The organism is Pseudarthrobacter humi, from assembly GCF_024294965.1.
Taxonomy (GTDB): Bacteria; Actinomycetota; Actinomycetes; order Actinomycetales; family Micrococcaceae; genus Arthrobacter; species Arthrobacter humi.
The window spans coordinates 12,095-33,707 of record NZ_JANCLV010000004.1; the positions used below are offsets into that span (position 1 = coordinate 12,095).

The following is a 21,613-nucleotide window of genomic DNA, read 5'->3' on the forward strand; positions in this document are numbered from 1 at the left end:
TGCGGTGAACTGGTCAAGCAGTTCAGCGTGAGGCCGCCGGGAGCAGTCCCTCGCGGGCGGCGTCGGCCTTGTCCACTTCCTCCAGCGCGATGCCCTTGGTTTCCTTCAGGCTCAGCACGGCAACCGTAGTGATCGCGCAGGCAACCACGAGGTAGATCGCTGTGGGCAGCCAGGAACCGGTGTCCTTGAGCCACTGGGTAGCAAGCAGCGGGGCCAGCGAACCGGCGAAGATCGAGGTGACCTGCGAGCCCAACGAAACGCCCGAGTAGCGCATCCGGGTGGGGAAGAGCTCGGCCATGATGGCAGGCTGGCCGGCATACATAAACGCGTGCAGGCACAGGCCGATGGTCACGGCCAGGACAATCACCACGGCGTTGCGGGTATCGAACATCGGGAAGGCGAAGAACGGCCAGGCCGCACCGGAGATGGACCCGATCAGGTAGACCGGCTTGCGTCCAAGTTTGTCCACGAGCCGTCCCACCTGCGGGATGACCAGGAAGTGGATGACGTGGGCGATCAGGAGTGCGAGCAGGAGCGAGGACGTGTCGTACTTGTGCACGCTCTTGAGGTAGACAATGGCGAAGCTGACCACCAGGTAGTACATGATGTTCTCCGCGAAGCGCAGTCCCATGGCCTGCAGGATGCCCTTGGGGTACTTGCGGACCACCTCGAAGACGCCGTAGCTGACGGCCTGTTCCTTCTCCACCAGGGCCTTGGCTTCCAGGAAGATGGGCGCCTCGGTGACGTGGGTGCGGATGTAGTAGCCAACGAAGACGATCACGGCGGAAAGCCAGAAGGCCACGCGCCAGCCCCAGCCGAGGAATGCCTCCGGGCTCAGGGCGGTGGACATAATGAACAGCACCAGCGTTGCCAGCAGGTTGCCCACCGGCACTGCGGCCTGCGGCCAGCTGGACCAGAATCCGCGGGACTTGTTGGGGCTGTGTTCGGCAACCAGCAGCACCGCGCCGCCCCATTCACCGCCGAGCGCGAAGCCCTGGATGAAGCGGAGGGCCACCAGCAGCGCCGGAGCCAGGTAGCCGATGTCGGCAAAGCCCGGGAGGCAGCCCATCAGGAACGTGGCCACGCCGACGATCACGATGGTCAGCTGCAGCGTGGGTTTGCGTCCCAGTTTGTCGCCGATCTGGCCGAAGACGATGCCGCCGAGGGGGCGTGCCACGAAGCCCACCGCGTAGGTGAGGAACGCCTGGATGATGCCGTCCAGCTCGTTGCCGGTGGCGGGGAAGAAGTACTTCCCGAAGACCAGGGTGGCGGCGGTGGCGTAGAGGAAGAATTCGTACCATTCCACCACCGTGCCCACCATTGAGGCGGCCACAATCTTCTTAAGCCCGGATCCCTTGGGTGCGGATCCGGCGGCATTGTCTGCCGAGCGCTGCTCTACGCTCATGAGTTTCTCCTTAGTGTCCACTTTGACACGCGCTGTGATCCACAGCACTAATGGCTCCACTGAGTATTACTGCACAAACATGCGCCTTCAATGCCCAATCCGGCACCTGCTGTGTGCACAATTGCAGATATGAAGGCGAATCCCGATGACCTCCTGGTCCTGCTTGCGGTATCCCGCTCCGCCAAATTTACGACGGCGGCGCAAGTGTTGGGGCTGAACCACACCACCGTTTCGCGTCGGATCGCCGCCCTGGAGAAGGCGCTCGGCGGCCGTGTCCTGGCCCGGGCGGCGGGCGGCTGGGAACTGACCGACCTGGGCACGGAGGCCGTCCGGGTCGCCGAACAGGTGGAGGCCGCGGTGAGTGCGCTGGGACCGGCAGGCCAGGCGCCGGACCCGATTACCGGCGTCGTGCGTATGACGGCGACCGACGGTTTCAGCGCCTACATCGCGGCCCCGGCTGTCGCCCGGCTGCGCCGGAAACACCCGGGACTGAGCGTGGAAGTGGTGACCATGACCCGCCGGGCGCTCCAGCAGCGCTCCGGGCTGGACATCGAGGTGGTGGTGGGCGAACCGCAGGTCCACCGGGCTGAAGCCGTCCAACTGGGTGAGTACATGCTGGGGATGTACGCCTCGCGTGCCTACCTTGCCGAGAACGGGACGCCGGCGAGCGTTGCCGAGCTGACGGAGCACCCGCTGGTGTACTTTGTGGATTCGATGCTGCAAGTGGACGACCTGGACGCGCCCCGGCGGCTGGTGCCGGCCATGCGCGAGGGGCTGACGTCCACCAACGTGTTTGTCCATGTGGAGGCCACCCGTGCCGGCGCCGGCATCGGATTCCTGCCGTGCTTTATGGGCAATCTGCACAACGACCTGGTCCGGCTGCTCCCCGAGGACTTCGCCGAATTGCTCCCTTACTGGATGGTGCTGCGGCCCGATTCGATGCGCCGCCCTGCCGTGGCCGCAGTTGTGCAGGCATTGCGCGACCAGACGGCGGCGCACCGGGACGCCCTGCTGGGCCGCGCTCAGACCCCATCAACTGCTCCATAACCGCCGTTTTCGGGGCCCAAAAGGGCGCCTACGGAGCAATCGATGCGGCGACAGGGTCGTGACGCACCGGAGAGTTCGCGGCGAAGGCGCGAACCTGGGCGTCGTTCCAGATGTGGGCCGGGACGGCGCCGCCCAGCAGCCGGCGGGCCAGCTGCGGGTCTCCGTCGAGCGGGGTGTCGCTGCCGGCCATGACCATGTTGCCGAAGCGGCGGCCTTTCAGCATGGCGGGGTCGGCGATGATGACCGTGTACTTGAATGCGGCCGCGATGGTGGCTGCGTCTTCGCGCGCATTCAACAGGTTCGGGGCGTCGCCTGAGTTGACCACATAGATGCCGCCCGGCGCCAGGACCCGCTGGATGTGGCTATTGAACTCGGCGGTGGTGAGCGGCCGCGGCGTGAGTGACCCGGCAAACACGTCACGAATGATGAAGTCGCGGCTGTCCGGCGTGAGCGTCTCGGTGACCTCGCGGGCCTCCCCCACTCGCAGCCGCAGGAGCGGCGCCTTGGGCAGGTCGAACCAGCCGCGGACATACTCGGCCAGCTTGCCGTCTAGTTCCACCACCACTTGGCGGGCGTCGGGATAGGCCGCGTGGAAGTACCGGGCAAGCGAACAGGCCCCGCCACCCAGATGTAGTCCGCGCAGCTTCTCGGCTACGCCCGCGGTGGGCGCGGCAGCCTTGGCCCCGCCCTTTGCGGCCTTCGGCGGCCATCGTGACTCAATCAGCGCCGCCATCCAGCGCATGTACTCAAAATCGAGGAAAAGCGGATCCGCAAGGTCGATGTGGGAGCTCATGACGCCGTTGATCTTCAGGAGCCAACCGTTGGAGTTGTCCTGGTCCGCAATGAGCTCGCAGTCGCCGGTGTCAACGTAGTAGACACCCTCAACCGGGCCCTCAGGACGGGTCCCCTTGGGCACTTCGATGACACCCGCCGTCGAACGCTGGCTGCTCCGGCCGCCTGACTTGCCGCGCTTTGCCATTACCCGTGTGCCGCTTCAGTCATGGATCAACCATAATTGACCGCCCCGCATCAGCCGTCCGGCACGGCTCAGGGCGTCGGGAACAGGGCGTCGGGAACAGGGTCAGGTTGAGAGCGGCCGGTCCCGATCGCTCCCCTCAGTTCGGTCCGCACGGTCACGGTCTGCGCGGTTACTCCGAAGCTCCTCTGCCCGAGTGGCGTCGGAGCGCGTGTCGCCGGCCCGGGTGGCGTCGGAGCGCACGTCGCCGTCCGGATGCAGGTCGGTGCGTGTTGCTTCTGTGCGGGTGGCCTCCCTGCGCCCGTCCCCGTCCTGATTAATGTCCGGGTCCAGCGCATCGGCCTTCCGCGTGCGCTCGGCAACATCTTCACGGAGCGACCTGGCGTTGTCGGTCTTATCCTCGGCCTCCTGCTTCAGCCTCGCCGCGTCGACCTGCGCCTGTTCGGCATCGGCACGGGCGCGGATGGCCCGGGCTTCGTTCTCACGCGCATCGAGCTCGATATCCTCGGCTTTCCGGCGCATTTCGGCGGCCTTTTCGCGGTGCGACTCGTCCCGCTTCTGCTGCATGGCCTGACGGCGACGCCCGGTCACCAGCCACAGCACGATCAGGACCAGCACGACGATGGCAACAATCACCCAAACCCACGATGTTGTATCCACGACTACCCACCCTTTCCACTTCGTTGTGACGGGGTCCCTGCGATGCCGGGCGGCAGGCGATACAGACGACCTGCAATCCAGTTGGCCGCGGTACCCGACCCCTAATAGTAACCATGCTTAGCATCTTGCGGCCAGCGTGGGACCGGCCGGGACAGGCAGTGCCACACGGGACTAGGCAGGGCCTGCCACTAGGAGGAAAATCAATACCAGCAGATTCCTTCAGGCTTCCCGGGCTCCTCCGCGTCCCGGGTATCAGACGGGGTCGGCGGCGAGGTGGCCTCTTCTGAGACCGAGGCCAGTCCCCCCAGTCGTCGTCGGCCCCCTTGCTCTGCTCGCAGGTACACAGCCGACCGGCACTCAGCGGACGCGTGCCAGAGCGAACCCGTCCCAGCCTTTGGACCCGACCGTCTGGATCACGGTAGCATCGAGCTGCGGATGTTGGCCCAGCAGTTCCAGGGCGCTGATGATCCCGGGGGCATTGATCTGGTCCATGGAAGGATCCAGCACCGCGCCCTCCCAGACAGCGTTGTCCAGGACCACCACGGTTCCCGGCCTGCCCAGGCGCACGGCCCACTCAAGGTACGCGGCGTCGTTTTCCTTGTCCGCATCGATGAACACAAAATCGAACGGCTCTTGCCCCTCGGACTGCAGCGCGGCCAGGGTGTCCAAGGCAGCGCCCACCCGGATCTCCACTTTGTCCCCCAAGCCGGCAGCCTCGACATTCGCCCTGGCGATGTCCGCATGTTTGGCGAGGTATTCGCACGTCACCAGCCGGCCGCCGTCGGGCAGTCCCTGCGCCATCCAGATGGTGCTGAACCCTGCGAGCGTGCCGATCTCCAGTACCCGGCCGGCGCCGGACAGCTGGACCAGGAGCTTCAGCAGCTTGCCGGCGTTGGGCGTCACTTCAATGGGCGGCATCCCGGCGTCGACGGCGGAGCGCACCGCCTGCCGAAGCGCAGCGTCCGGATGCACCACTGTAGTTGTGAGGAAGTCTTCCACGGCCACCCACCCCGGCTGGGTCTTGTGCTCAAACATGGCCACAGTCTGGCACGCAGGCACGCGACGGTCTAGGAGGCCAGCCGGCGCCAAAAGAATGCCTGGCGTGGCGGGAATTAGGAACCGTCCGAGAGTGCCCCTTCGAGGCGGTCCACCTTGGCGCTGAGCTCGCCCTTATAACCGGGCCGGATGTCTGCCTTGATGACCAGTGAGACACGGCTGCCGAACTTGCCCACGGCTTCGGTGGCGCGCTTTACGACGTCGAACACCTCGTCCCATTCGCCCTCGATGGTGGTGAACATTGAGTCCGTCTGGTTGGGCAGGCCCGACTCCCTGACGATCCGCACGGCGGCCGCAACGGCGTCGTGCACTGATGCGTCGGTGGGACGCGATCCCTCTGCGGGCGTACCGGACGGGGCGACTGAAAATGCAAGCAACATACGGCAAGTCTGTCATGCGGCCAAACCCGAAACAGGTCTGGTGAGGCCGGCGAAGCGTCACATACGTTGCTACCCTCCGGTAACCATGATGGCTGCCTGCGCCATTGCTAACCTGAACGAATGAGCATTGCTGTCGTCCGCAAGCCACTACGCGCAGACGCTGCCCGGAACGTGGACAAGATCATCCTGGCCGCGCGCCAGTGCTTCCGCGAACATGGGCCGGAGGTTCCGCTCCAGACCATCGCGCAGACGGCAGGCGTTGGCCCGGCCACCCTGTTCCGGAACTTCGCCGACAAGGAGGAGCTGGTCCTGGCCGCCCTCAACCGGCAGCTCCGGGAGTCGGTGGACCCTGTCATGGCGGACGCGTTGGCGGACATCGATGCAACGGCGGGACTGCTGCGCGTCCTCGAGGCCATCATGGCCGCGGCCAGCGCTGATGCCAACCTGCTGGGCGCCGTTGCGGGCCGCCGCGAACTCCTCACCGGCATCACCGGCTCGCTGATGGATTCCATGAGTGTCCTGCTGGGCCGCGGCCAAGGCCAAGGCACCCTGCGATCGGATATCTCCATGACGGACATGTTCCGCTTGCTCGCCATGCTGATCGGCGTCGTGGACACCATGGAGCCCGGTTCCGACGCCTGGCGCCGCCCGCTCGCACTTATCGAGGACGCTATCCGCACTGAACGGCCCCACCGCCCGTTGCCCGCGCATGTGCCGCTGCCCGCCCCGCAGCTACAGGGTCCACAGTTCACCTGACACACGAGCCCGCCCGCCGACCACCACGCCGGGCTCCCCATTGTTGGTGTCCAAACGGTGGATTAGACTCAAGTAGGGTTACGCAGCCAGCCTCTGAATCTTCAGAGGAGTATCAGTTGAAACACGCCAAGCGCAGCCAATCCAACGACACGGTCCGCCGATGAACCAGGCCCACTTGTCCCAGGTTATCCACGACCCCCGCGGCCCAGAGGAGATCCTGCCGTCGCTGGCGGCGGAGGATTTGGCCAACCTGCTGGACGCCCTCTACCAAAACCTCGACACTCCCACCCCGGTATTCGGTGCGCAGGCGTGGTATGAGCTGGCCGTCGAGGAAAGCGCCCGCCGGACCCGGTCGCCAGAGGAAGAGCAAACCGCCTGACCGGCCTACGGCCCGGACAGCGCGGGTGGCGGTGCCGGGCTGACGATGAGCTCAATCAGCTGGCGTCGCCCCGGCGTTCTTTTCTTGAGGTTTGCTTTCTTCGGGCGTGTCCTCCTGCAGCCCGGCGCTGCCGTTCCCTTCCGCCGTGGGAGGCTCCTGGCCGTGCTTGTGAGGCTCATGATCGTAGTGATGGGGCACGTGCTCCTTGGCCTCCAACAGGTGCTGCTGCAGCTTCTCCTCCGCATCGCGGCGGCGCCGGGAAGTATCCCGCAGTTCCCGCGTCGATTCGGAGACAGTGGTGTCATAGACCGGCCGCGGCTTCGGGTCCGGAGCCTGGGGGTTGTCGGTTCCAGTGTCCGGATCCGGCGTGTTGGGCTCTGGCTGTTCGTTCATCTTGACTGACTCCTTAGGCCGTAGCGACAGCCTCACGCCGATACACCGGCCGGCCATCAATCGTCAGGTTCCGTTTCCCGGTTTCGGAGTTCGGCCCGCACGGCCGCGTGCAGGGCGGCGATGTTTGCTTCCTGGCTGACGTCCAGAGCCAGTCTCATCCGCTCGGAGAGTACAACCAGGTCCTCCGGCGGCACGTCTGCCAGGGACCGGAACCGGGTAAAGAAGCGCTTGACCGGTATCCCGGCGCGCCAACCGTCACGTGCTGGACGGCGGGTTTTGCCGGGTCTCGCACCGGCTGGGTGCAGCCTTATTTCCATGGTCAGCGCTCTCACGAGAGTCCACGGCCAACTGCATAGCCAGGCCCATGCTATAACGCATATGAGCCGCACCACCAGTGCTTCGGCGTCGTTTCACGTGGCGGTCAGTTCCATCCGATGAGCCGCAGCAGGGCTGCGGCTCCGGCGCCCACCACCACCACCAGCAGGAAGGGCGCCCGGAAAGCCAACGCGACGGCGGCGGCGGCGAGGGCTCCCAGCCGCGCGTCGGCGGCCAGTGTCTGGCCGGACGCCACAGCGTTGACAATGGTCAGGGATGCCAGAAGTCCGATGGTCATGGTGCCGGCGATACGCGACATCCGGGGGTCCTTCAGCAGCTTCGCCGGGACGAGATAGCCCACCAGCTTCCACGCGTAGGCAAGGACGCACGCCAGCAACAACCAGATCCAGAGATTCATGCGCCCGCCTGCCCCGTTTGCCCGTGGCCGTCCCCGCGGCTGTCCCTCTGGTTGTCCCTCTGGTTGTCCAGGTGCGCGTCCCGGGTTTTATCCCGGCGCCCGTGGTGCTCGTCGTAGGGATCCACGTCCGGCTCCAGGCCTTCATCACTGCGTCCGTGGCTGAACCAGCCGATCACTGCAGCCACCACCGCGGCGATCAGGATGGGCACGCCCGCCGGAACGAACGGCACGGCAACCACCGTTGCCAGGGCGCACACCACGGCGATCGCCGCCGGTTCCCGCCCCTTGAGCCGCGGCCACAGCAGGGCCAGGAATGCGGCCACTGCCGCACCGTCCAGGCCCCACTGTTTGGGATCACCCAATCCGCTTCCTGCGAGGGCCCCCACGGCGGTGAAAAGGTTCCAGAGTACGTAGATGCCAATGCCGGCCGTCCAGAAACCGCGGCGTTGCTCGTCGGGGTCGGTCTGCCCGCTGCTGGTGGCGGTCGACTCGTCAATAGTGACTTGTGCGGCAACATACTTCCGCCAGCCCGTCGGATGCAGGAGGGCGTTGAGCTGCATGCCGTAGATGCCGTTCCGCATGCCCAGCAACGTGGCTGCGCCCATGGCGGCAATTCCGGAGCCTCCGCCCGCCACCACACCGATGAACGCGAACTGGGAACCGCCGCTGAAAAGCAGCAGGCTGAGCACCATGGTCTGCCAGAAATCAAGACCTGAGGTGACGGACAGCGCGCCGAAAGACACTCCGTAGAGGCCTGTGGCAATGCTGATCGAGATTCCCACGCGCACGGCGGGCGAGGCGAGCAGCTTCACCACCGTCGCCCCGGGTTCCGCAGGCTCCAAGCCCACAGGATGAGCGGCAGCTGAAGCGGAAACCGGACGGTGTGTACCTTGCGCTGCGTCGGTGACCCGGCGGAGCCATAGGCGCGGCGAAGCGCGTCCACGTGGCCGGCCAGGAATACCGTGAACATTGCAGTCACAGCGGTGGCGGTTGCCCGCCGTGTCACCGGGATCAGGAGGCCGACGGCGGCACCCGCCTCCAGCAGTCCGCTCACCGCAATCCATTCCTCCCGTGACATCACCGCCAGGGGCCGCCGACCGCCGTCGGGCGCTGGCACTGCGCGCCCCGCCGGCGACTCGCCGACACCTGGAGTCTCGCGGCACAGATAATCCGGGACCACCTGTTCGAAGAACCGCGGCTCGCGGAAGTGCTTCATGGCGCTGGTCATCAGCAGCGCGCTCATGGCCGCCGCGGACACTGTTTGGGTGGCCCGGGCGGACCATCGAAAAGGCATGGGTCCACTCAATCACAGCGCCGCCCCGGGGGGCTAAACAGCAGCGGCTCAGGACGGCAGCTGGACCTGTTGCCCGCTCGATTGCAGCTGCGCCAGCACCCTGGCCGGTTTGTTCGTGGTGATCTCGTGGATTCCCAGCCCTTGGCAGAGCGCCACATCCCGCTCCGAATCAACGGTCCACACGCGGAAGCGGCGGCCGGACTCCAGCCAGCGCTGCACGGTCCGGGCGTGCTCGCGGACGTACATGATCCCGGGCCCCGCGAGTCCCACCTCGCACTCATCCAGGATGCGTTCGCCTTCCAGCTGCGCCGCCTTCATCAGGTTGGCGATGGCGCCGCCGGCCAGGGGGCCGAGGCTGAGTTCGTCGCGGAGTTCGTCGACGTCGATGTCGTCCACCAGTTGGCAGATGAATTCGGCCGGCACACTCCGGAGCAGGTGCTTTACGGAATCCGGGCTGAAGCTCATGAACGTCACCTGGATGTTGTCCACCGAGGAAGTTCCGCGGTCCCAGCCTTCGCCCCGGAGCACGTCCAGCACTCGGTCCTCCAGTTTCAGCTGGTAAGGACTGGGGTGCTTGAGCTCGATTGCCAGGCCGATCGGCCGGCCAGCGCCGCGCAGGATGTCCAGGAGTTGAGGGAGCGTGAGGAACTGCTCCGACTTCGCGCCGTATTCCTCCGGGATCCGGGCGCCTTTCCAGGACGAGAAGTCCAGCAGCCGCAGCTCCGCCAGTGTTCGGTCAGCAACAGGTCCGGTTCCGTCCGAGGTCCGGTCCAGGTTGGCGTCATGGAGGAGCACGGCGTGCTGGTCCCGCGTCAGGTGGACGTCGCACTCCACCCCGTCCGCACCGTCGGCAATGGCTTGGAGGTAAGCGGCGCGCGTGTGTTCGGCAAATGCCGCGCTGGCGCCGCGGTGGGCAAAAACCAGTGGCCGTTCCGGCTCAGGCTCCTCGAATGTCATGAGGACACGCTAGCGGACGCCGCCCGGCGGCTCGGCGCTAGGCTGGGCACATGCAGGTGAACTCTGAGCCAACTACCCGCCAGGACCCGTCCCGGCCCGCAGGCCTCGCGCCGCGGCCCCCCAAGGCGGGCGCCGCCGTCGTCGGTCATCAACTCAGCGCCGGGGACGCCGAAAAGGCGGCAGCGCTGCGGACAATGAAGCTGGTGGCGCTGGGACTCCTCATTGCCATGGCCGTCATTTTTGTTTTCGCGTTCGCGCTGCAGAAGGAGTATCCGTGGCTGCAGTACGTCCGCGCCGCGGCTGAGGGCGGCATGGTGGGCGCGCTGGCCGACTGGTTCGCCGTGACCGCGCTGTTCAAGTACCCCATGGGCATCAAGATCCCGCACACAGCCATTATCCCGCGCCGCAAGGACCAGATCGGGGCGTCGCTGGGTGAGTTTGTGGAGACCAACTTCCTGTCCGAGCAGGTGGTCCAGGAGAAGCTCGCTTCGGTGGACGTCGCCCGGAAGGCCGGCCAATGGCTCGCCGGGCCGGGTGGCGCCGAGCGCGTGGCGAAGGAGGGTGCCGCCGTCATCCGCGGCGCGTTCAAGGTGTTGAACGACGACGACGTCCAGGCGGTCATCGAGGGAATGGTGCGTAAGCACCTGCTGGCTCCGCCGTGGGGACCGCCGGTGGGCAGGATGGCGGAGCGGATTTTTGCGGACGGGCACCACCACAAGCTGGTGGACCTGCTGGTGGACCGAGCCGCGGACTGGGTGGACGACAATCACGAAACCGTCAGCCGGCTGGTCTCGGACCGCTCCCCCACCTGGGTCCCGCAGTTCGTGGACGGGCTGGTGGGCGACAAGGTGTACGTGGAGATCCTCAAGTTCACGCGCGCCGTCCAGTCCGATCCGAACCACCAGGTCCGGCAACAGATCGACAAGTACCTGAACGACCTCGCGCAGGACCTTCAGCATGATCCCGCGATGATCGCCCGGGCCGAGGACATCAAGGCACAGGTTCTGGGAGATCCAGAGGTCCGCGAGCTGGCCTCCCGCACGTGGGGAACCGTGAAGAGCGCCCTGTTGTCTGCGGTGGACGATCCGGACAGTGAACTGACGGTCCGGTTCAAGGTTGCCGTCCGCGACTTTGGCTCGCGCCTGGTCAACGACGCCGAACTGGCCGGCAAGGTCAACGCCTGGATCGGCGACGCCGCCGGTTACCTGGTGCGGACCTACCGCTCCGACATCGCCGGCGTGATCACCGATACCGTGGCCCGCTGGGATGCCGAGGAAACGTCGCAGAAGATCGAACTCCAGGTGGGCAAGGACCTGCAGTTCATCCGGATCAACGGCACCGTGGTGGGCTCACTGGCCGGGCTGGTCATCTTCAGCGCGGCGCACCTGGTCTTCGGCTGACCTGGCCTTCTAAGGCAACGCGGGGTCACTTAACGCCCGATAAACGGCCCCGCATGGGCAGTGAGTGACCCCGCGTTGCAGTAGGCGGGGAGGTTACGCGAAGGACTCCAGCTGCACGCCGGCCGCTTCGAGTCCGGCGCGAACACCGGCGGCCATCTCCACAGCCCCGGGGGTGTCGCCGTGGATGCACAGGGAGTCGGGCCGGACCTGAACCACCGTTCCGTCCACGGCCACAACTTCGCCCTTCGTCGCGAGGCGCACTGCGCGCTCAACGATCGAGTCGACGTCGTGCAGGACGGCACCAGCCTCGGAGCGCGGCACCAGGGTCCCGTCCGCCTTGTAGGCGCGGTCCACAATGGCCTCAACAAAGACCGGGTGTCCTGCTTCCTTGGCCTGGATCAGCAGCTGTGAGCCCGGCAGCCCGAGGATCGGCAGGCCGGGGTCGTAGGCCTGGATGGCGGCAACCACGGCTGAGGCCTGCTCGGCGTCGTGGACCAGGCGGTTGTAGAGGGCGCCGTGGGGCTTGACGTAGTCAACGGAGGCCCCGACGGCGTGCGCCACGCCGTCGAGCGCGCCCAACTGGTAGAGGACGTCGCCGAAGAGCTCGTCGAAGGACATGTCCAGGGAGCGGCGGCCGAAGCCGGCCAGGTCCCGGTAGCCCACGTGCGCGCCAACGGTGACGTCGAGTTCGAAGGCGGCGCGGCAGCTGTCCAGCATGGTGACGGGATCCCCCGCGTGGAAGCCGCAGGCCACGTTCGCGCTGGTCACCAGCCGGAACATTGCGGCGTCGTCCCCCATGTTCCACGAGCCGAACGATTCGCCGAGGTCAGCGTTAAGATCCAAGGTTGTTGCCTTCCAGAGTAAGTTTTTCCGGTTCCGCCGCCACAGCCTTGAGCTCCCCCGGGATGGTGTCCGGCATGGGGCCAAAGGCTTCCTTGGCGTTCGCCACCACGGCGCGGCCCATTATGAGGTTACCGGCACCGCCCACCACCGCGCCGATGCCGAACGGAAGCGCCCGTCCCAGCAGCGCAGTGCCCTGGCGTTTGAGCAGGTTCTTGAGGAAGGCCCTCTGGATCTTGTTCCGGATGGCACCGAAGCCCGATGGCATGGACTTGGTCAGCACGTTGCCCCATGCCTGGGTGGCGCTGGCTCCCTTGCCCATGGCCTGGCCGCTCAGGGTCCCCAGCAGGGCGGTGCCTTCTTCGCCCAGCATGATGGCCATGACCATGGTGCTGGCCTTTTCCGGGTTGGTCAGCCGGATGCCATGAAGTTCCGCCAGCGAGGTGGCATAAAGCGCTGTTGCTTCGAGGAAGCCGACGGTCGCCGCGGCGGAGAGGCCCAGGGAGGCCACGGTTCCGACGCCTGGCACAACGGCGGTTGCCCCAACGATCGCACCGCCGCCGGTCACCGCCCGCAGGTAGTCGCGTTCGAGGATCTCCGCGAGCCTGGCGGCGCTGGCGCGCGGGTGTTTGCGTTGCAGCCGCCGGACGTAGGCGAGCACCAGCGGTCGCTGGATTTCGACTGCCCGGAGGAGCATGTTGTGGACTCCGGGTTTCGGCTTGCCGTCGGCGTCGAACACCGCGTTGTGGGCGGTCTCCTGTGCGATACGTACTGCGGGATTGCTGCGCTTGGCCATGGTCACCTCTGCTTCGGTATTGCTTGTGTCCGCCGGCAGTTTTTGGCTGCGGCCCTGCCTTAACACTAAGGGTGCTTAAGAGTAAGCGGTCCCCGCGCCCACCGGACCACGCCGCCGAGTTCCGCCAAAATCCCGGCCAGCCTAGACTTGCGCTATGCCCACACTCCAAGCCCTGCGGCCCTTTGCGCACCGAGAGTACCGGGTCCTCATCTCCGCACTGGCCATCTCCATTTTCGGATCGGGAATGTGGGCTGTCGCCATGGTCTACCAGGTGATCCACCTCGGCGGTGGTCCGCTGGAGCTGTCCCTGGTGGCCACTGCCGGCAGCATCGGCCTGGTGGCCTTCGTGCTCGCGGGCGGGATCGCCGCTGACCGTGTGCCGCAGCGGCTCCTGATCATTGCCGTTGAAGGCGCCAACCTCGCCGTTATCGCGGCGATCAGCGGGCTGGCCATGGCAGGGTGGCTGCAGCTGTGGCATCTCGCCGTGGGCAGCTTTGTGCTGGGCGTGGGCGCCGCGTTCTTCTTCCCTGCCTACTCGGCGATCCTGCCGCGCATCCTGCCGCCCGAGGACCTGCTGGCCGCGAATGGCATGGAGGGGACCATGCGGCCCATCCTCCAGCAGGCGGCCGGACCCGCCGTCGCGGGCGTGGTGGTGGCCGCGCTCTCGCCGTCGCACGCCGTGACCGGAGTGGCCACCTGCCATCTACTGGCGTTCATCGTCCTGAACTTCCTGGGGCGGCATGCCCTGGACGCGCCCCACAACGGGCCGACGGCGGGGCTCACGGCGGGAGCGCGAGGGCCGGGACGCACGCCGGGGCAGCAGGCGCCGCGAAAACGTCCTTCTTCCACGACCTCCGCGAGGGCATCAGCTACACCATCCGCACACCGTGGCTGCTGTGGACCTTGCTGTGGGCCTGCGTTTCCGTGCTCTTCCTGATCGGTCCCATCGAAGTGCTGATGCCGTTTGTGGTCCGCGACCAGCTCGGCGGCGACTCGAGCATGTTCGGCTTCCTGCTGGCGGTGATGGGCGTGGGCGGGGCCGTCGGCTCGCTGGTCACGGCTTCCCTGAAACTGCCGCGCCGTTACCTCACGGTGATGATGGTGTCCTGGGGTGCGGGCAGCCTGCCGGTCGCCGCCATCGGCATCCTGGACAGCTTCTGGACCGTGGCCGCCGCGATGTTCGTCTGGGGCGCCACCGGCAGCGTGGGCATGGTCATCTGGGGCACCTTGCTGCAGCGACGGGTGCCCAGCCACCTGCTGGGACGGGTCTCCAGCCTGGACTTCTTTGTGTCCCTCGCGCTGATGCCCATCTCCATGGCGCTTGCCGGACCGGCAGCCGAGGTCTTCCCCATCTGGGCAATTTTCCTGGCCGCCGGCGTCGTCTGCCCCGTCCTGGCGGTGATCGCCATGATCGCCGCCCGGATGCCCGCCGACGAACTGGCCCACCCGCTGGACAGGCAAGTTGTGGTGGAACGCACGACGGCGGCGGGAGACTGACGCACCCTGTCACCTGGGGCGCGCAGTCACCTCAGCCGCGAATCACCTCAGGCGCGGAACCCCACAATGGGGAGGCTCGCCGTCGGGGGCCCGCTGGGGAAGACAGTACGTTCCGGAACCTCAAAGGGATCCAGGGCAACCCGGACCGCTTCTTCACCAATGGTGTGCACCTGGCCGCGGACATCCACGTCAAGCGGTCCGCCGGTGCGGACGCTCAGCGTGAGTGCCCCGGAGTCGAGCTCCACCAGCAGTAGCCGGCCCTGGATCTTCAGGTGGAAGGACAGCGTCTCCCACTCCGCCGGAAGCCGCGGATCGAAGTACGGCAGGTGGCCCTGGTCCCGGAGCCCGGCGAAGCCGGAGACCAGCGAGCTCCACACTCCCCCGGTGGAGGCGATGTGCACGCCGTCGATCGTGTTCCCGTGGGTGTCATCCAGGTCGATGAAAACGGCGTTCGTGAAGTGCTCCAGGGCAGCTTCGGGATGCCCCACCTCGGCGGCCATGATCCCCTGCACGCAAGCGGACAGGGTGGAATCGCCGGTGGTGATGGGGTCGTAGAAATCGAACGCGCGGCGCTTCTCATTGGCAGAGAAATCCTGCCACTGCAGGAACATGGCCAAGACCGTGTCTGCCTGCTTCAGCACCTGGTGCCGGTAGATCACCAGCGGGTGGAAGTTCAGCAGCAGCGGGTACTTGGACCGGGGAGTGGTCCAGTCCCACGGCTCCAGGGTCATGAAGTCGTTGTCCTGCGAGTAGACCTGCAGGTCATCGTCGAAGGGCAGCTGCATACGGTTCGCGGCCTGCTCCCACAGCTCGCGTTCGGCGTCCTCGATCCCCGGGTGGTCCAGCGCGGCGGCGGTGCGCAGGTTAAAGCGGGCCATCACGTTGGTGTAGAGGTTGTCGTTGACAACAGCCGTGTACTCGTCCGGTCCGGTGACCCCGTGGATGTGGAAGAGCCCGTCCTTGCCGAAGAATCCCAGGGAGCTCCACATGCGGGCGGTTTCGATCAGGAGCTCGGCGCCCATGCCCTCGCGGAAGGTCTCGTCGCCGCTGGCCCACAGGTAGCGGTTGGTGGCGAAGGCGATGGCGGCCGCGATATGGAACTGCGCCGTGCCGGCGGCGTAATACGCGCTGGCTTCCAGGCCGTTGATGGTGCGCCACGGGAACAGGGCGCCGTCCACGCTGAGCTCCTTGGCGCGGATCTTGGCGGCCGGCAGCATGTCGTGCCGGAACTCCAGGACCTGGCGGGCGCCGTCCGGGTTCGTGTAGGTGAGGTAGGGCAGGAGGTAGACCTCCTGGTCCCAGAAATAGTGCCCCTCATAGCCTGAGCCGGTGACGCCCTTCGCAGGGATGCCCGCGATGTCGGCCCGGGCGGTGGCCTGGGCCAGCTGGAACAGGTTCCAGCGGATGGCCTGCTGGAGCTCGGACTGGCTGCCCACCACGATGTCCGAGGTGTCCCAGTACTCGCGGTAATGCTCGCGGCTCTCGGTGAAGATGTCCTCCACAGACCGGAGCCCGGCTTCGGCGGCCTCTGCCGCGTCCCGTTCCGAGTCCTGGACGCCGCGGCCGGCGGCGTAGCTGACGCTCTTTTCGAGCCGGAACGGCTCGTCGGCGCGGACGGCAAGGACGTACCGGACGCTGCTGTCGTCTTCGCCTGCCACAGTCTCAAAGGGCTGGTGGCCCGCGGAAGTCCAGTGGTCCACGGCGATTCCCACGCGCTGCCCGGATTCCGCCGCTTCCCAGGAGAGGCGGAGCGAGCCGTCGCCGCCGTCGGTCCTTACCGGCAGGAGAACCCGGCCTGCGTGCCGGCCTGCCCGGCGCGGGTCATGCGCCGAGTGGTCCTCCACAGGCTGGTCCTGGCGGTTGATGACGGAGGACGTCACATCGGCGGACACCTCGCGGTCCGAAGCTACTTCGAGCGAGATGCCCAGGCTGCCGCGCGAGGCGAAGCCCACGGCGCGGCGTTCGGTGGTGGTCACCGTGGCGCCGGACCGGCACAGCCAGGTGATCCGGCACTCGTAGATGCCAGTGGCGAAGTCGACGGAGCGTCGGTAGTCCAGCACGGCGGATTCGGCGAGTGTGAGGCTCTCGCCGTCGATGATCACCGTGAAGTTGTTCGCATCAGGGATGTAGATGATCCGCTGTCCGGTCCGGGCGAAGCCGAACGCGTTCTCCGCGTGCTTGATGTCCCAGATCTCATGGAGGCCGTTGATGAAGCTGCCCGGAAGGTCTGCGTCCGAGGCCGCCCAGTGCGCACCGCGGATGCCCAGATGGCCGTTGCCCAGGGCAAAGAGCGTCTCAAGGGTGCCCGCGCTGCCCGGCTGGTGGCGTGTCTCCACAAGCTGCCAGGGGGTGTTGGGGAACCGTTCACGGTCCGCGGTGATAAGAGCCATGGTGTTGGGGTCCTTTGGCGTTGTGCGTTGCGGGGAAGTGCTTCGTGCCTGAAGCCCGGGGGAGCGTCAGGGGCGATGGCTGTTAGAGCAGTTCGTCGAGGTCGTTGACCACGCTCGTGGCTCCGGCGTCGAGCAGGGTCTGCCGGCCGGCGCCGCGGTCCACGCCGATCACCGAGTGGAAATGCCCCGCATGTCCGGCCTGGACACCCGAGACGGCGTCCTCAACCACCACGCATTCTTCGCTCGGAAAACCCAGCAAGTCCGCGGCGTACTGGTACGTGGCGGGGCTCGGTTTGCCGGGCAGGCCCTGGGCCGCAGCCACCACACCGTCAACCACAATTTCGAAGTGCCCGTTCAGGCCGGCGGCTTTAAGCACAGCCGGAGCGTTCCGGGATGAGGAGACGACGGCGACCTTGAGTCCGCGGCCCACGGCGGCTTCCAGGAAGCGCACCGAGCCTTCAAACGGCTCGACGCCGGCGCTGACGATGTCGTTGAAAACCGTGTTCTTCCGGTTGCCCAGTCCCTGGACGGTGGCCTCCTGCCCGGGGTTCCCGGCAGAACCTTGACCGGTGGTGCCGTCACTTGGCGTGCCTTCCGGCAGCACGATGCCGCGGGACGCCAGGAAGTCCCGGACGCCGTCGAACCTGGGCTTGCCGTCGATGTGATCGAAGTAATCGTCTTCGCGGTAGCCGGGCACATCCGGACGGGACGCCAGGAAGCCCTCGAAGAGTTCCTTCCACGCCTGTTCGTGGACAGTGGCCGTGGGGGTCAGCACGCCGTCGAGGTCGAACAGGATGGCAGAGGCAGTAGTCCAGCTGGTGCTTTGGGTTTTCAGAACGTCAGTCATGCGCGGTGTCCTTTCAGACGGCGGGCAACAGGCGGGATGTCACGGGGCGATAAGTAATGGGGCTATGTAAGCGGGGGCTGTGCAAGCAGGCGGAACGTGGAATAGCTGGCAGAAAAGCGGCGGGCAGCAAGGAGGGGTCCAAGCAGGGAGCGGAGAGGGACGGCCACGATGCCGCCCGGTCAGCAGAGACGGCTAAGGGCCGGGGTAAAACCACGGCGGGCCGATGGGCTGCTGTTTAACGTCTTCTTCCATCATGAGCGCCTTGGCCCGGCCTGACAACTTGGCGGAGCAGGCATCGCCACGCAAGGCGGGCAGGAGGCCTGGACGGAGGCCTGGCACATGGCATCTGTCCGGCTGCCCTTTCCGACGGTTTCCAATGGCCCGCAAGAGCTGGCCACCGACGAGTGTAAGCGCTTACAAATTTCGCGCGCAACTGTTTTTTCTCATATTGCGATACGGGGCACACGCCCGGCCGGGCACAGGGTTCAACAGTTCACGCGCTGGAACCGATTACGCAGTTGAGCCGAGCACGTAGTGGCGCAGGAACGCGCTGACGTCCACCATCTCCGTCTTGCTCATGGCGTGGCCCATGCCCGGATACGTCCTGGCGGTCAGCCGGGTGTTTTCGTTCAGCCATTGTTCCGTGTAGGCCGTGGCGTCCCCATTGATCACCAGGTCCGCCTTGTCCCGCCCCCAGAAGAAGGGCGGCGGAGCCGTGAAGGATTCGGTCAGGGACAGCAACTCGTTTTCCAGTACAAACCCGGAAAGCCCAACCGTGGCCCTGTAATCCGCGGGATGGAGCCGGAGCAGCGTACTGGCCATGGCCATCCCCTGCGAGTAACCCAACAGACTCACGCTGCTGTGCCGGCCCCTGGCAGAGTTTATCCACGCCTGGACGGTGTTGGTGGCAGCGATGACATCCGCGAAGTCGTTGGCCAGGAAGTAGTCCAGCAGGAACCAGCCGTAGTGGTCGCCGATCACCATGGGCGCGCGCAGGGCAACACACGTGAACTCGGCCGGAAGGTATTCGAACAGCCGCGCCATCCGCGACTCGTCGGTGCCGTAGCCATGCATCAAGACCAGCAGCGGCGTGCCGTCCCGTTCGCTTTCCGGCTTGGACCACGTAACTGTTTCCATCGGATCAGCGTAGCCAGTCCAGCGGGCCAGCGGTTCGCATCGACTCCTGCTGATCGGCGCGAACGCGCCGAGGCCGTGGTGGAGTGGGGCCGGCGCAACGCGGCGCCAAAGATCCGCGGGCAGTTCCAGCGTGTGCTTGAGGACCTGATCCTGAGATCCGTGTTCCGCTCGCTCTCCCGGAAGGCCGCGGAGAACGTCGACTGGGTCTACCGGCACCACATTCGACTGGGGAGCCGGGTACGACCCGGGAGTTGAGGCCAGCGTTCCGCCCAACACCGGACACATAAGGTAGCCTGACGCTGGAAAGCATGCTTACCAAATGCGGCGCGCAGGATGCTGCCGCATACAGCACCGCCCCTCCAAGATCAGCGGACAACAAGGAGCAAGTCATGAGAATCGGTTCCTCCATCTTCCTTATTGCACTCGGCGCCATCCTGGCCTGGGCTGTCGCCCCGGGACTCATCCCCTTCATAGATCAGGTCATGGTGGGCTACATCCTGATGGCCGTTGGCGTGATCGGGCTGATCGCCTCCCTCATCCTGGCCTCACCGGGCCGCAGCCGCCGGGTCAGCGAAACCCGTTCGGTGGTTGATCCCAACACCGGCGAGCGCATCACCCGCAACGAAAGCCGCGACGGCGGTATCTAGGCTCCACAACCACCCGGACGCCGGGCCGGACCAGACAGGTCCGGCCCGGCTTTTCCGCTTCCGGACCGCCTCACCCATAACACCGGCCGGCAGGCTTTGTTTCATGTGGGTTTCCATTGACAAACCAACATAAGCGAAGATAAAGTCAAGTAATTCAACATCATGTGATGCCAGTCACTGGACGTCACAGCCGCTGGGATTCAGCACTTTACGCAACGGAGGGTACGTGTTCGCCGAGGAGCGCCAGCAGAAGATCGCGGAGCTAGTCGCCGGCACCGGCCGGGTCAGTGTGACCATGCTGGCGGAGCGCTTCCGCATCACCACCGAAACCGTCCGGCGCGACCTCGCCACCCTCGAAACCACCGGCACCGTGCGCCGGGTCCACGGCGGAGCAGTTGCGGCCGACCGCTACAGCACCACCGAGGAAAGCATCAACGAACGGACCATCCAGCGCCCGGACCAGAAGATGCGCATCGCGCAGGCGGCCCTGGCCCTGATCCCCCAGGCCACGTCCGGCAGCATCCTGCTCGACGCCGGTTCCACCACCGAAGCCTTGGCCGACCTCCTCTCCCGCCGCGCCGCCGTCGAGCCTTCCGCAGCGGAACCCCGGCCCGAACTGGTGGTCATCACCCACGCCGTGCCCATCGCAGCCAAACTGTCCAGCGCGCCCGGAATCGCCCTGCAGATCCTGGGCGGCCGGGTGCGCGGCCTCACCCAGGCCGCTGTGGGGCAGTCAACAGTGGAGGCCGCTCAGCGGATGCGCCCGGACATCGCCTTCATCGGCACCAACGGCATCCACCCCAGCTTTGGCCTCAGCACGCCCGATCCTGAAGAAGCCGCCGTTAAGGCAGCCTTCGTCCATTCGGCACGCCGCATCGTGGTGCTGGCCGATTCCTCCAAGCTGGACGCAGAAACCCTGGTCCAGTTCGCCTCCCTGAAAGATCTGGACACCTTGATTACAGACAGCGAGCCCAGCGCCGAACTGGCGGCAGCCCTGACCGAGGCCGGCGTCGACGTGGTGATCGCGTGATCGTCACCTTCACGGCCAACCCCAGCCTGGACCGCACGGTGGCCCTGCCCGGACCCCTGGAACGCGGCGAGGTCCAGCGCGCCGTCTCGGTCAGCCAGGAATCCGGCGGCAAGGGCGTCAACGTTTCCCGCGCCCTGGTTGCCTCCGGCCTGGAGACCATCGCGGTGCTCCCGGGCGCCGAGAGTGATCCCGTGCTCGCCGGGCTGCGCCACAATGGCGTTCCGTTCGCCGCCCTACCCATCGACGAGCCGCTGCGCACCAACGTGGCGCTCACCGAGCCGGGCGGCGTGACCACCAAGATCAACGAGCCGGGACCCATCATGGATGCAGACCAGCAGGAAGCCCTGATCGGCCTGCTGCTGGAACGCGCCCGCGGCGCCAGCTGGGTAGTCCTGGCCGGTTCCCTGCCTCCCGGCTTCCCGGCCGACTTCTACGCCACCGTCACACGGCGGTTGCGTAACGGGGCGGGAGGCGGCACGCCGCTTATCGCCGTGGACTCGTCCGGCGCTCCGCTCGTCGCAGCCGTAGCTGATGCTTCGGCGGACAGTGTGTCCGGGAAACCGGACCTCCTCAAACCCAACGCCGAGGAACTGGCGGAACTGGCTGCTGCAGCCGGCTTCGCCACGGCGTCCACCGCAGACGAACTGGAAGCGGATCCGGAGGCCGCAGCAGCGGCCGCCGCCGCCGTCGTGCGTTCCGGTGTGGGTGCTGTGCTGGCAACTCTCGGATCCAAGGGAGCTGTGCTGGTAACGGCCGACGGCGCGTGGCTGGCCACGCATCCGCCGGTCGCCGCGGTCAGTACTGTCGGCGCGGGCGATTCATCGCTGGCTGGCTATCTGCTCGCCCACGGCCAGGGCGCCGCCCCGGCCGATTGCCTCCGTCAGGCTGTGGCACATGGTGCCGCCGCCGCTTCGCTGCCGGGTTCCACTGTTCCGGCAGTCCACCAAACCACCCCGGAAGCCGTAACCATCACGGCCCTTCGAAAGGATTGAC

Annotated in this window: 22 protein-coding genes and 1 pseudogene; 8 read left to right on the forward strand and 15 right to left on the reverse strand. The window is 66.5% G+C overall.

The window, feature by feature from the left end; all coding sequences use genetic code 11:
- Positions 1-22 precede the first annotated feature (22 nt).
- Positions 23-1,405: an MFS transporter gene (locus NFC73_RS07190; protein ID WP_056349045.1), complete on the reverse strand. Its 1,383-nt coding sequence runs from the start codon at positions 1,403-1,405 to the stop codon at positions 23-25.
- 129 nt (positions 1,406-1,534) lie between these two features.
- Here NFC73_RS07190 and NFC73_RS07195 point away from each other — a divergent pair, with 129 nt between their 5' ends.
- Positions 1,535-2,452, forward strand: coding sequence for a LysR family transcriptional regulator (locus NFC73_RS07195; RefSeq protein WP_254748894.1), 918 nt, complete (start codon positions 1,535-1,537; stop codon positions 2,450-2,452).
- Between the two features lie 28 nt (positions 2,453-2,480).
- Here NFC73_RS07195 and NFC73_RS07200 read toward each other — a convergent pair whose 3' ends face one another.
- The 4 genes from NFC73_RS07200 to NFC73_RS07215 all read right to left on the reverse strand — a co-directional run bounded on the left by NFC73_RS07200 (position 2,481) and on the right by NFC73_RS07215 (position 5,524).
- Complete coding sequence (locus tag NFC73_RS07200; protein WP_254748896.1) at positions 2,481-3,431, reverse strand: spermidine synthase; 951 nt, start codon at positions 3,429-3,431, stop codon at positions 2,481-2,483.
- 102 nt (positions 3,432-3,533) lie between these two features.
- Positions 3,534-4,088 carry a hypothetical protein gene (locus tag NFC73_RS07205; RefSeq protein ID WP_254748898.1) on the reverse strand — a complete coding sequence of 185 codons (555 nt, stop codon included), beginning with the start codon at positions 4,086-4,088 and terminating at the stop codon, positions 3,534-3,536.
- A gap of 357 nt (positions 4,089-4,445) precedes the next feature.
- Complete coding sequence (locus tag NFC73_RS07210; RefSeq protein ID WP_254748900.1) at positions 4,446-5,123, reverse strand: O-methyltransferase; 678 nt, start codon at positions 5,121-5,123, stop codon at positions 4,446-4,448.
- 77 nt (positions 5,124-5,200) lie between these two features.
- Positions 5,201-5,524, reverse strand: a complete 324-nt coding sequence (locus tag NFC73_RS07215; RefSeq protein ID WP_254748902.1) for a thiamine-binding protein — start codon at positions 5,522-5,524, stop codon at positions 5,201-5,203.
- A 120-nt stretch (positions 5,525-5,644) separates the two neighbouring features.
- Between NFC73_RS07215 and NFC73_RS07220 the strand changes: the two genes are divergently transcribed.
- Together NFC73_RS07220 and NFC73_RS07225 are read left to right on the forward strand one after the other, a co-directional pair.
- Complete coding sequence (locus NFC73_RS07220) at positions 5,645-6,280, forward strand: TetR/AcrR family transcriptional regulator (protein WP_254748904.1); 636 nt, start codon at positions 5,645-5,647, stop codon at positions 6,278-6,280.
- Between the two features lie 160 nt (positions 6,281-6,440).
- Positions 6,441-6,659, forward strand: a complete 219-nt coding sequence (locus NFC73_RS07225) for a hypothetical protein (RefSeq protein ID WP_254748906.1) — start codon at positions 6,441-6,443, stop codon at positions 6,657-6,659.
- Positions 6,660-6,710: 51 nt separating this feature from the next.
- Here NFC73_RS07225 and NFC73_RS07230 read toward each other — a convergent pair whose 3' ends face one another.
- The 5 genes from NFC73_RS07230 to NFC73_RS07250 all read right to left on the reverse strand — a co-directional run bounded on the left by NFC73_RS07230 (position 6,711) and on the right by NFC73_RS07250 (position 10,036).
- The gene (locus NFC73_RS07230) at positions 6,711-7,052 is read right to left on the reverse strand and encodes a hypothetical protein (RefSeq protein WP_254748908.1); all 342 of its coding nucleotides are present in this window, start codon (positions 7,050-7,052) and stop codon (positions 6,711-6,713) included.
- A gap of 421 nt (positions 7,053-7,473) precedes the next feature.
- Entirely contained in the window at positions 7,474-7,785 is a 312-nt protein-coding gene (locus NFC73_RS07235; RefSeq protein WP_254748910.1) for an AzlD domain-containing protein, read from the reverse strand.
- A complete protein-coding gene (locus tag NFC73_RS07240) occupies positions 7,782-8,597 on the reverse strand; it encodes an AzlC family ABC transporter permease (RefSeq protein WP_254749447.1) in 816 nt (271 codons plus the stop codon). The genes NFC73_RS07235 and NFC73_RS07240 overlap by 4 nt, the downstream gene beginning before the upstream one ends.
- Positions 8,594-9,079, reverse strand: coding sequence for a DoxX family protein (locus NFC73_RS07245; protein WP_254748912.1), 486 nt, complete (start codon positions 9,077-9,079; stop codon positions 8,594-8,596). The genes NFC73_RS07240 and NFC73_RS07245 overlap by 4 nt, the downstream gene beginning before the upstream one ends.
- A gap of 48 nt (positions 9,080-9,127) precedes the next feature.
- A complete protein-coding gene (locus NFC73_RS07250; RefSeq protein WP_254748914.1) occupies positions 9,128-10,036 on the reverse strand; it encodes a glycerophosphodiester phosphodiesterase in 909 nt (302 codons plus the stop codon).
- Positions 10,037-10,086: 50 nt separating this feature from the next.
- Between NFC73_RS07250 and NFC73_RS07255 the strand changes: the two genes are divergently transcribed.
- The gene (locus tag NFC73_RS07255) at positions 10,087-11,436 is read left to right on the forward strand and encodes a DUF445 domain-containing protein (RefSeq protein WP_254748916.1); all 1,350 of its coding nucleotides are present in this window, start codon (positions 10,087-10,089) and stop codon (positions 11,434-11,436) included.
- Positions 11,437-11,529: 93 nt separating this feature from the next.
- Here the strand turns inward: NFC73_RS07255 and NFC73_RS07260 are convergent, their stop codons facing one another.
- Both NFC73_RS07260 and NFC73_RS07265 read right to left on the reverse strand, forming a co-directional pair.
- On the reverse strand, positions 11,530-12,279 hold the full coding sequence (locus NFC73_RS07260; RefSeq protein WP_254748918.1) for a LamB/YcsF family protein: 750 nt from the start codon (positions 12,277-12,279) through the stop codon (positions 11,530-11,532).
- Entirely contained in the window at positions 12,269-13,072 is an 804-nt protein-coding gene (locus NFC73_RS07265) for a hypothetical protein (protein ID WP_254748920.1), read from the reverse strand. Before NFC73_RS07265 ends, NFC73_RS07260 begins: the two co-directional genes overlap by 11 nt.
- A 154-nt stretch (positions 13,073-13,226) precedes the next feature.
- On the opposite strand from NFC73_RS07265, the pseudogene NFC73_RS20990 reads away from it, so the two are divergent.
- Positions 13,227-14,569 (forward strand): annotated as a pseudogene (locus NFC73_RS20990) (MFS transporter).
- A gap of 47 nt (positions 14,570-14,616) precedes the next feature.
- On the opposite strand, the gene NFC73_RS07280 reads toward NFC73_RS20990, so the two are convergent.
- The 3 genes from NFC73_RS07280 to NFC73_RS07290 form a co-directional block, all read right to left on the reverse strand.
- The gene (locus NFC73_RS07280; protein ID WP_254748924.1) at positions 14,617-16,959 is read right to left on the reverse strand and encodes a glycoside hydrolase family 65 protein; all 2,343 of its coding nucleotides are present in this window, start codon (positions 16,957-16,959) and stop codon (positions 14,617-14,619) included.
- Positions 16,960-17,041: 82 nt separating this feature from the next.
- Positions 17,042-17,806 (reverse strand): HAD family hydrolase, encoded by a 765-nt coding sequence (locus NFC73_RS07285; protein ID WP_254748926.1) that lies wholly within the window; start codon positions 17,804-17,806, stop codon positions 17,042-17,044.
- A 510-nt stretch (positions 17,807-18,316) separates the two neighbouring features.
- On the reverse strand, positions 18,317-18,943 hold the full coding sequence (locus tag NFC73_RS07290) for an alpha/beta hydrolase (RefSeq protein ID WP_254748928.1): 627 nt from the start codon (positions 18,941-18,943) through the stop codon (positions 18,317-18,319).
- 389 nt (positions 18,944-19,332) lie between these two features.
- On the opposite strand from NFC73_RS07290, the gene NFC73_RS07295 reads away from it, so the two are divergent.
- The 3 genes from NFC73_RS07295 to NFC73_RS07305 all read left to right on the forward strand — a co-directional run bounded on the left by NFC73_RS07295 (position 19,333) and on the right by NFC73_RS07305 (position 21,612).
- Complete coding sequence (locus NFC73_RS07295) at positions 19,333-19,590, forward strand: DUF6458 family protein (RefSeq protein WP_056348963.1); 258 nt, start codon at positions 19,333-19,335, stop codon at positions 19,588-19,590.
- Positions 19,591-19,816: 226 nt separating this feature from the next.
- Positions 19,817-20,620 (forward strand): DeoR/GlpR family DNA-binding transcription regulator, encoded by an 804-nt coding sequence (locus NFC73_RS07300; RefSeq protein ID WP_254748930.1) that lies wholly within the window; start codon positions 19,817-19,819, stop codon positions 20,618-20,620.
- Positions 20,617-21,612, forward strand: a complete 996-nt coding sequence (locus NFC73_RS07305; protein ID WP_254748932.1) for a 1-phosphofructokinase family hexose kinase — start codon at positions 20,617-20,619, stop codon at positions 21,610-21,612. The genes NFC73_RS07300 and NFC73_RS07305 overlap by 4 nt, the downstream gene beginning before the upstream one ends.
- The last annotated feature ends 1 nt before the right edge of the window (position 21,613 follow it).

Bases quoted from the DNA above. Each gene is read 5' to 3' on its own strand.
- NFC73_RS07190 (WP_056349045.1), bottom strand. From the start codon at position 1,405: ATGAGCGTAGAGCAGCGCTCGGCAGACAATGCCGCCGGATCCGCACCC.
- NFC73_RS07195 (WP_254748894.1), top strand. From the start codon at position 1,535: ATGAAGGCGAATCCCGATGACCTCCTGGTCCTGCTTGCGGTATCCCGC.
- NFC73_RS07200 (WP_254748896.1), bottom strand. From the start codon at position 3,431: ATGGCAAAGCGCGGCAAGTCAGGCGGCCGGAGCAGCCAGCGTTCGACG.
- NFC73_RS07210 (WP_254748900.1), bottom strand. From the start codon at position 5,123: ATGTTTGAGCACAAGACCCAGCCGGGGTGGGTGGCCGTGGAAGACTTC.
- NFC73_RS07215 (WP_254748902.1), bottom strand. From the start codon at position 5,524: ATGTTGCTTGCATTTTCAGTCGCCCCGTCCGGTACGCCCGCAGAGGGA.
- NFC73_RS07220 (WP_254748904.1), top strand. From the start codon at position 5,645: ATGAGCATTGCTGTCGTCCGCAAGCCACTACGCGCAGACGCTGCCCGG.
- NFC73_RS07225 (WP_254748906.1), top strand. From the start codon at position 6,441: ATGAACCAGGCCCACTTGTCCCAGGTTATCCACGACCCCCGCGGCCCA.
- NFC73_RS07230 (WP_254748908.1), bottom strand. From the start codon at position 7,052: ATGAACGAACAGCCAGAGCCCAACACGCCGGATCCGGACACTGGAACC.
- NFC73_RS07235 (WP_254748910.1), bottom strand. From the start codon at position 7,785: ATGAATCTCTGGATCTGGTTGTTGCTGGCGTGCGTCCTTGCCTACGCG.
- NFC73_RS07245 (WP_254748912.1), bottom strand. From the start codon at position 9,079: ATGCCTTTTCGATGGTCCGCCCGGGCCACCCAAACAGTGTCCGCGGCG.
- NFC73_RS07250 (WP_254748914.1), bottom strand. From the start codon at position 10,036: ATGACATTCGAGGAGCCTGAGCCGGAACGGCCACTGGTTTTTGCCCAC.
- NFC73_RS07255 (WP_254748916.1), top strand. From the start codon at position 10,087: ATGCAGGTGAACTCTGAGCCAACTACCCGCCAGGACCCGTCCCGGCCC.
- NFC73_RS07265 (WP_254748920.1), bottom strand. From the start codon at position 13,072: ATGGCCAAGCGCAGCAATCCCGCAGTACGTATCGCACAGGAGACCGCC.
- NFC73_RS07280 (WP_254748924.1), bottom strand. From the start codon at position 16,959: ATGGCTCTTATCACCGCGGACCGTGAACGGTTCCCCAACACCCCCTGG.
- NFC73_RS07285 (WP_254748926.1), bottom strand. From the start codon at position 17,806: ATGACTGACGTTCTGAAAACCCAAAGCACCAGCTGGACTACTGCCTCT.
- NFC73_RS07290 (WP_254748928.1), bottom strand. From the start codon at position 18,943: ATGGAAACAGTTACGTGGTCCAAGCCGGAAAGCGAACGGGACGGCACG.
- NFC73_RS07295 (WP_056348963.1), top strand. From the start codon at position 19,333: ATGAGAATCGGTTCCTCCATCTTCCTTATTGCACTCGGCGCCATCCTG.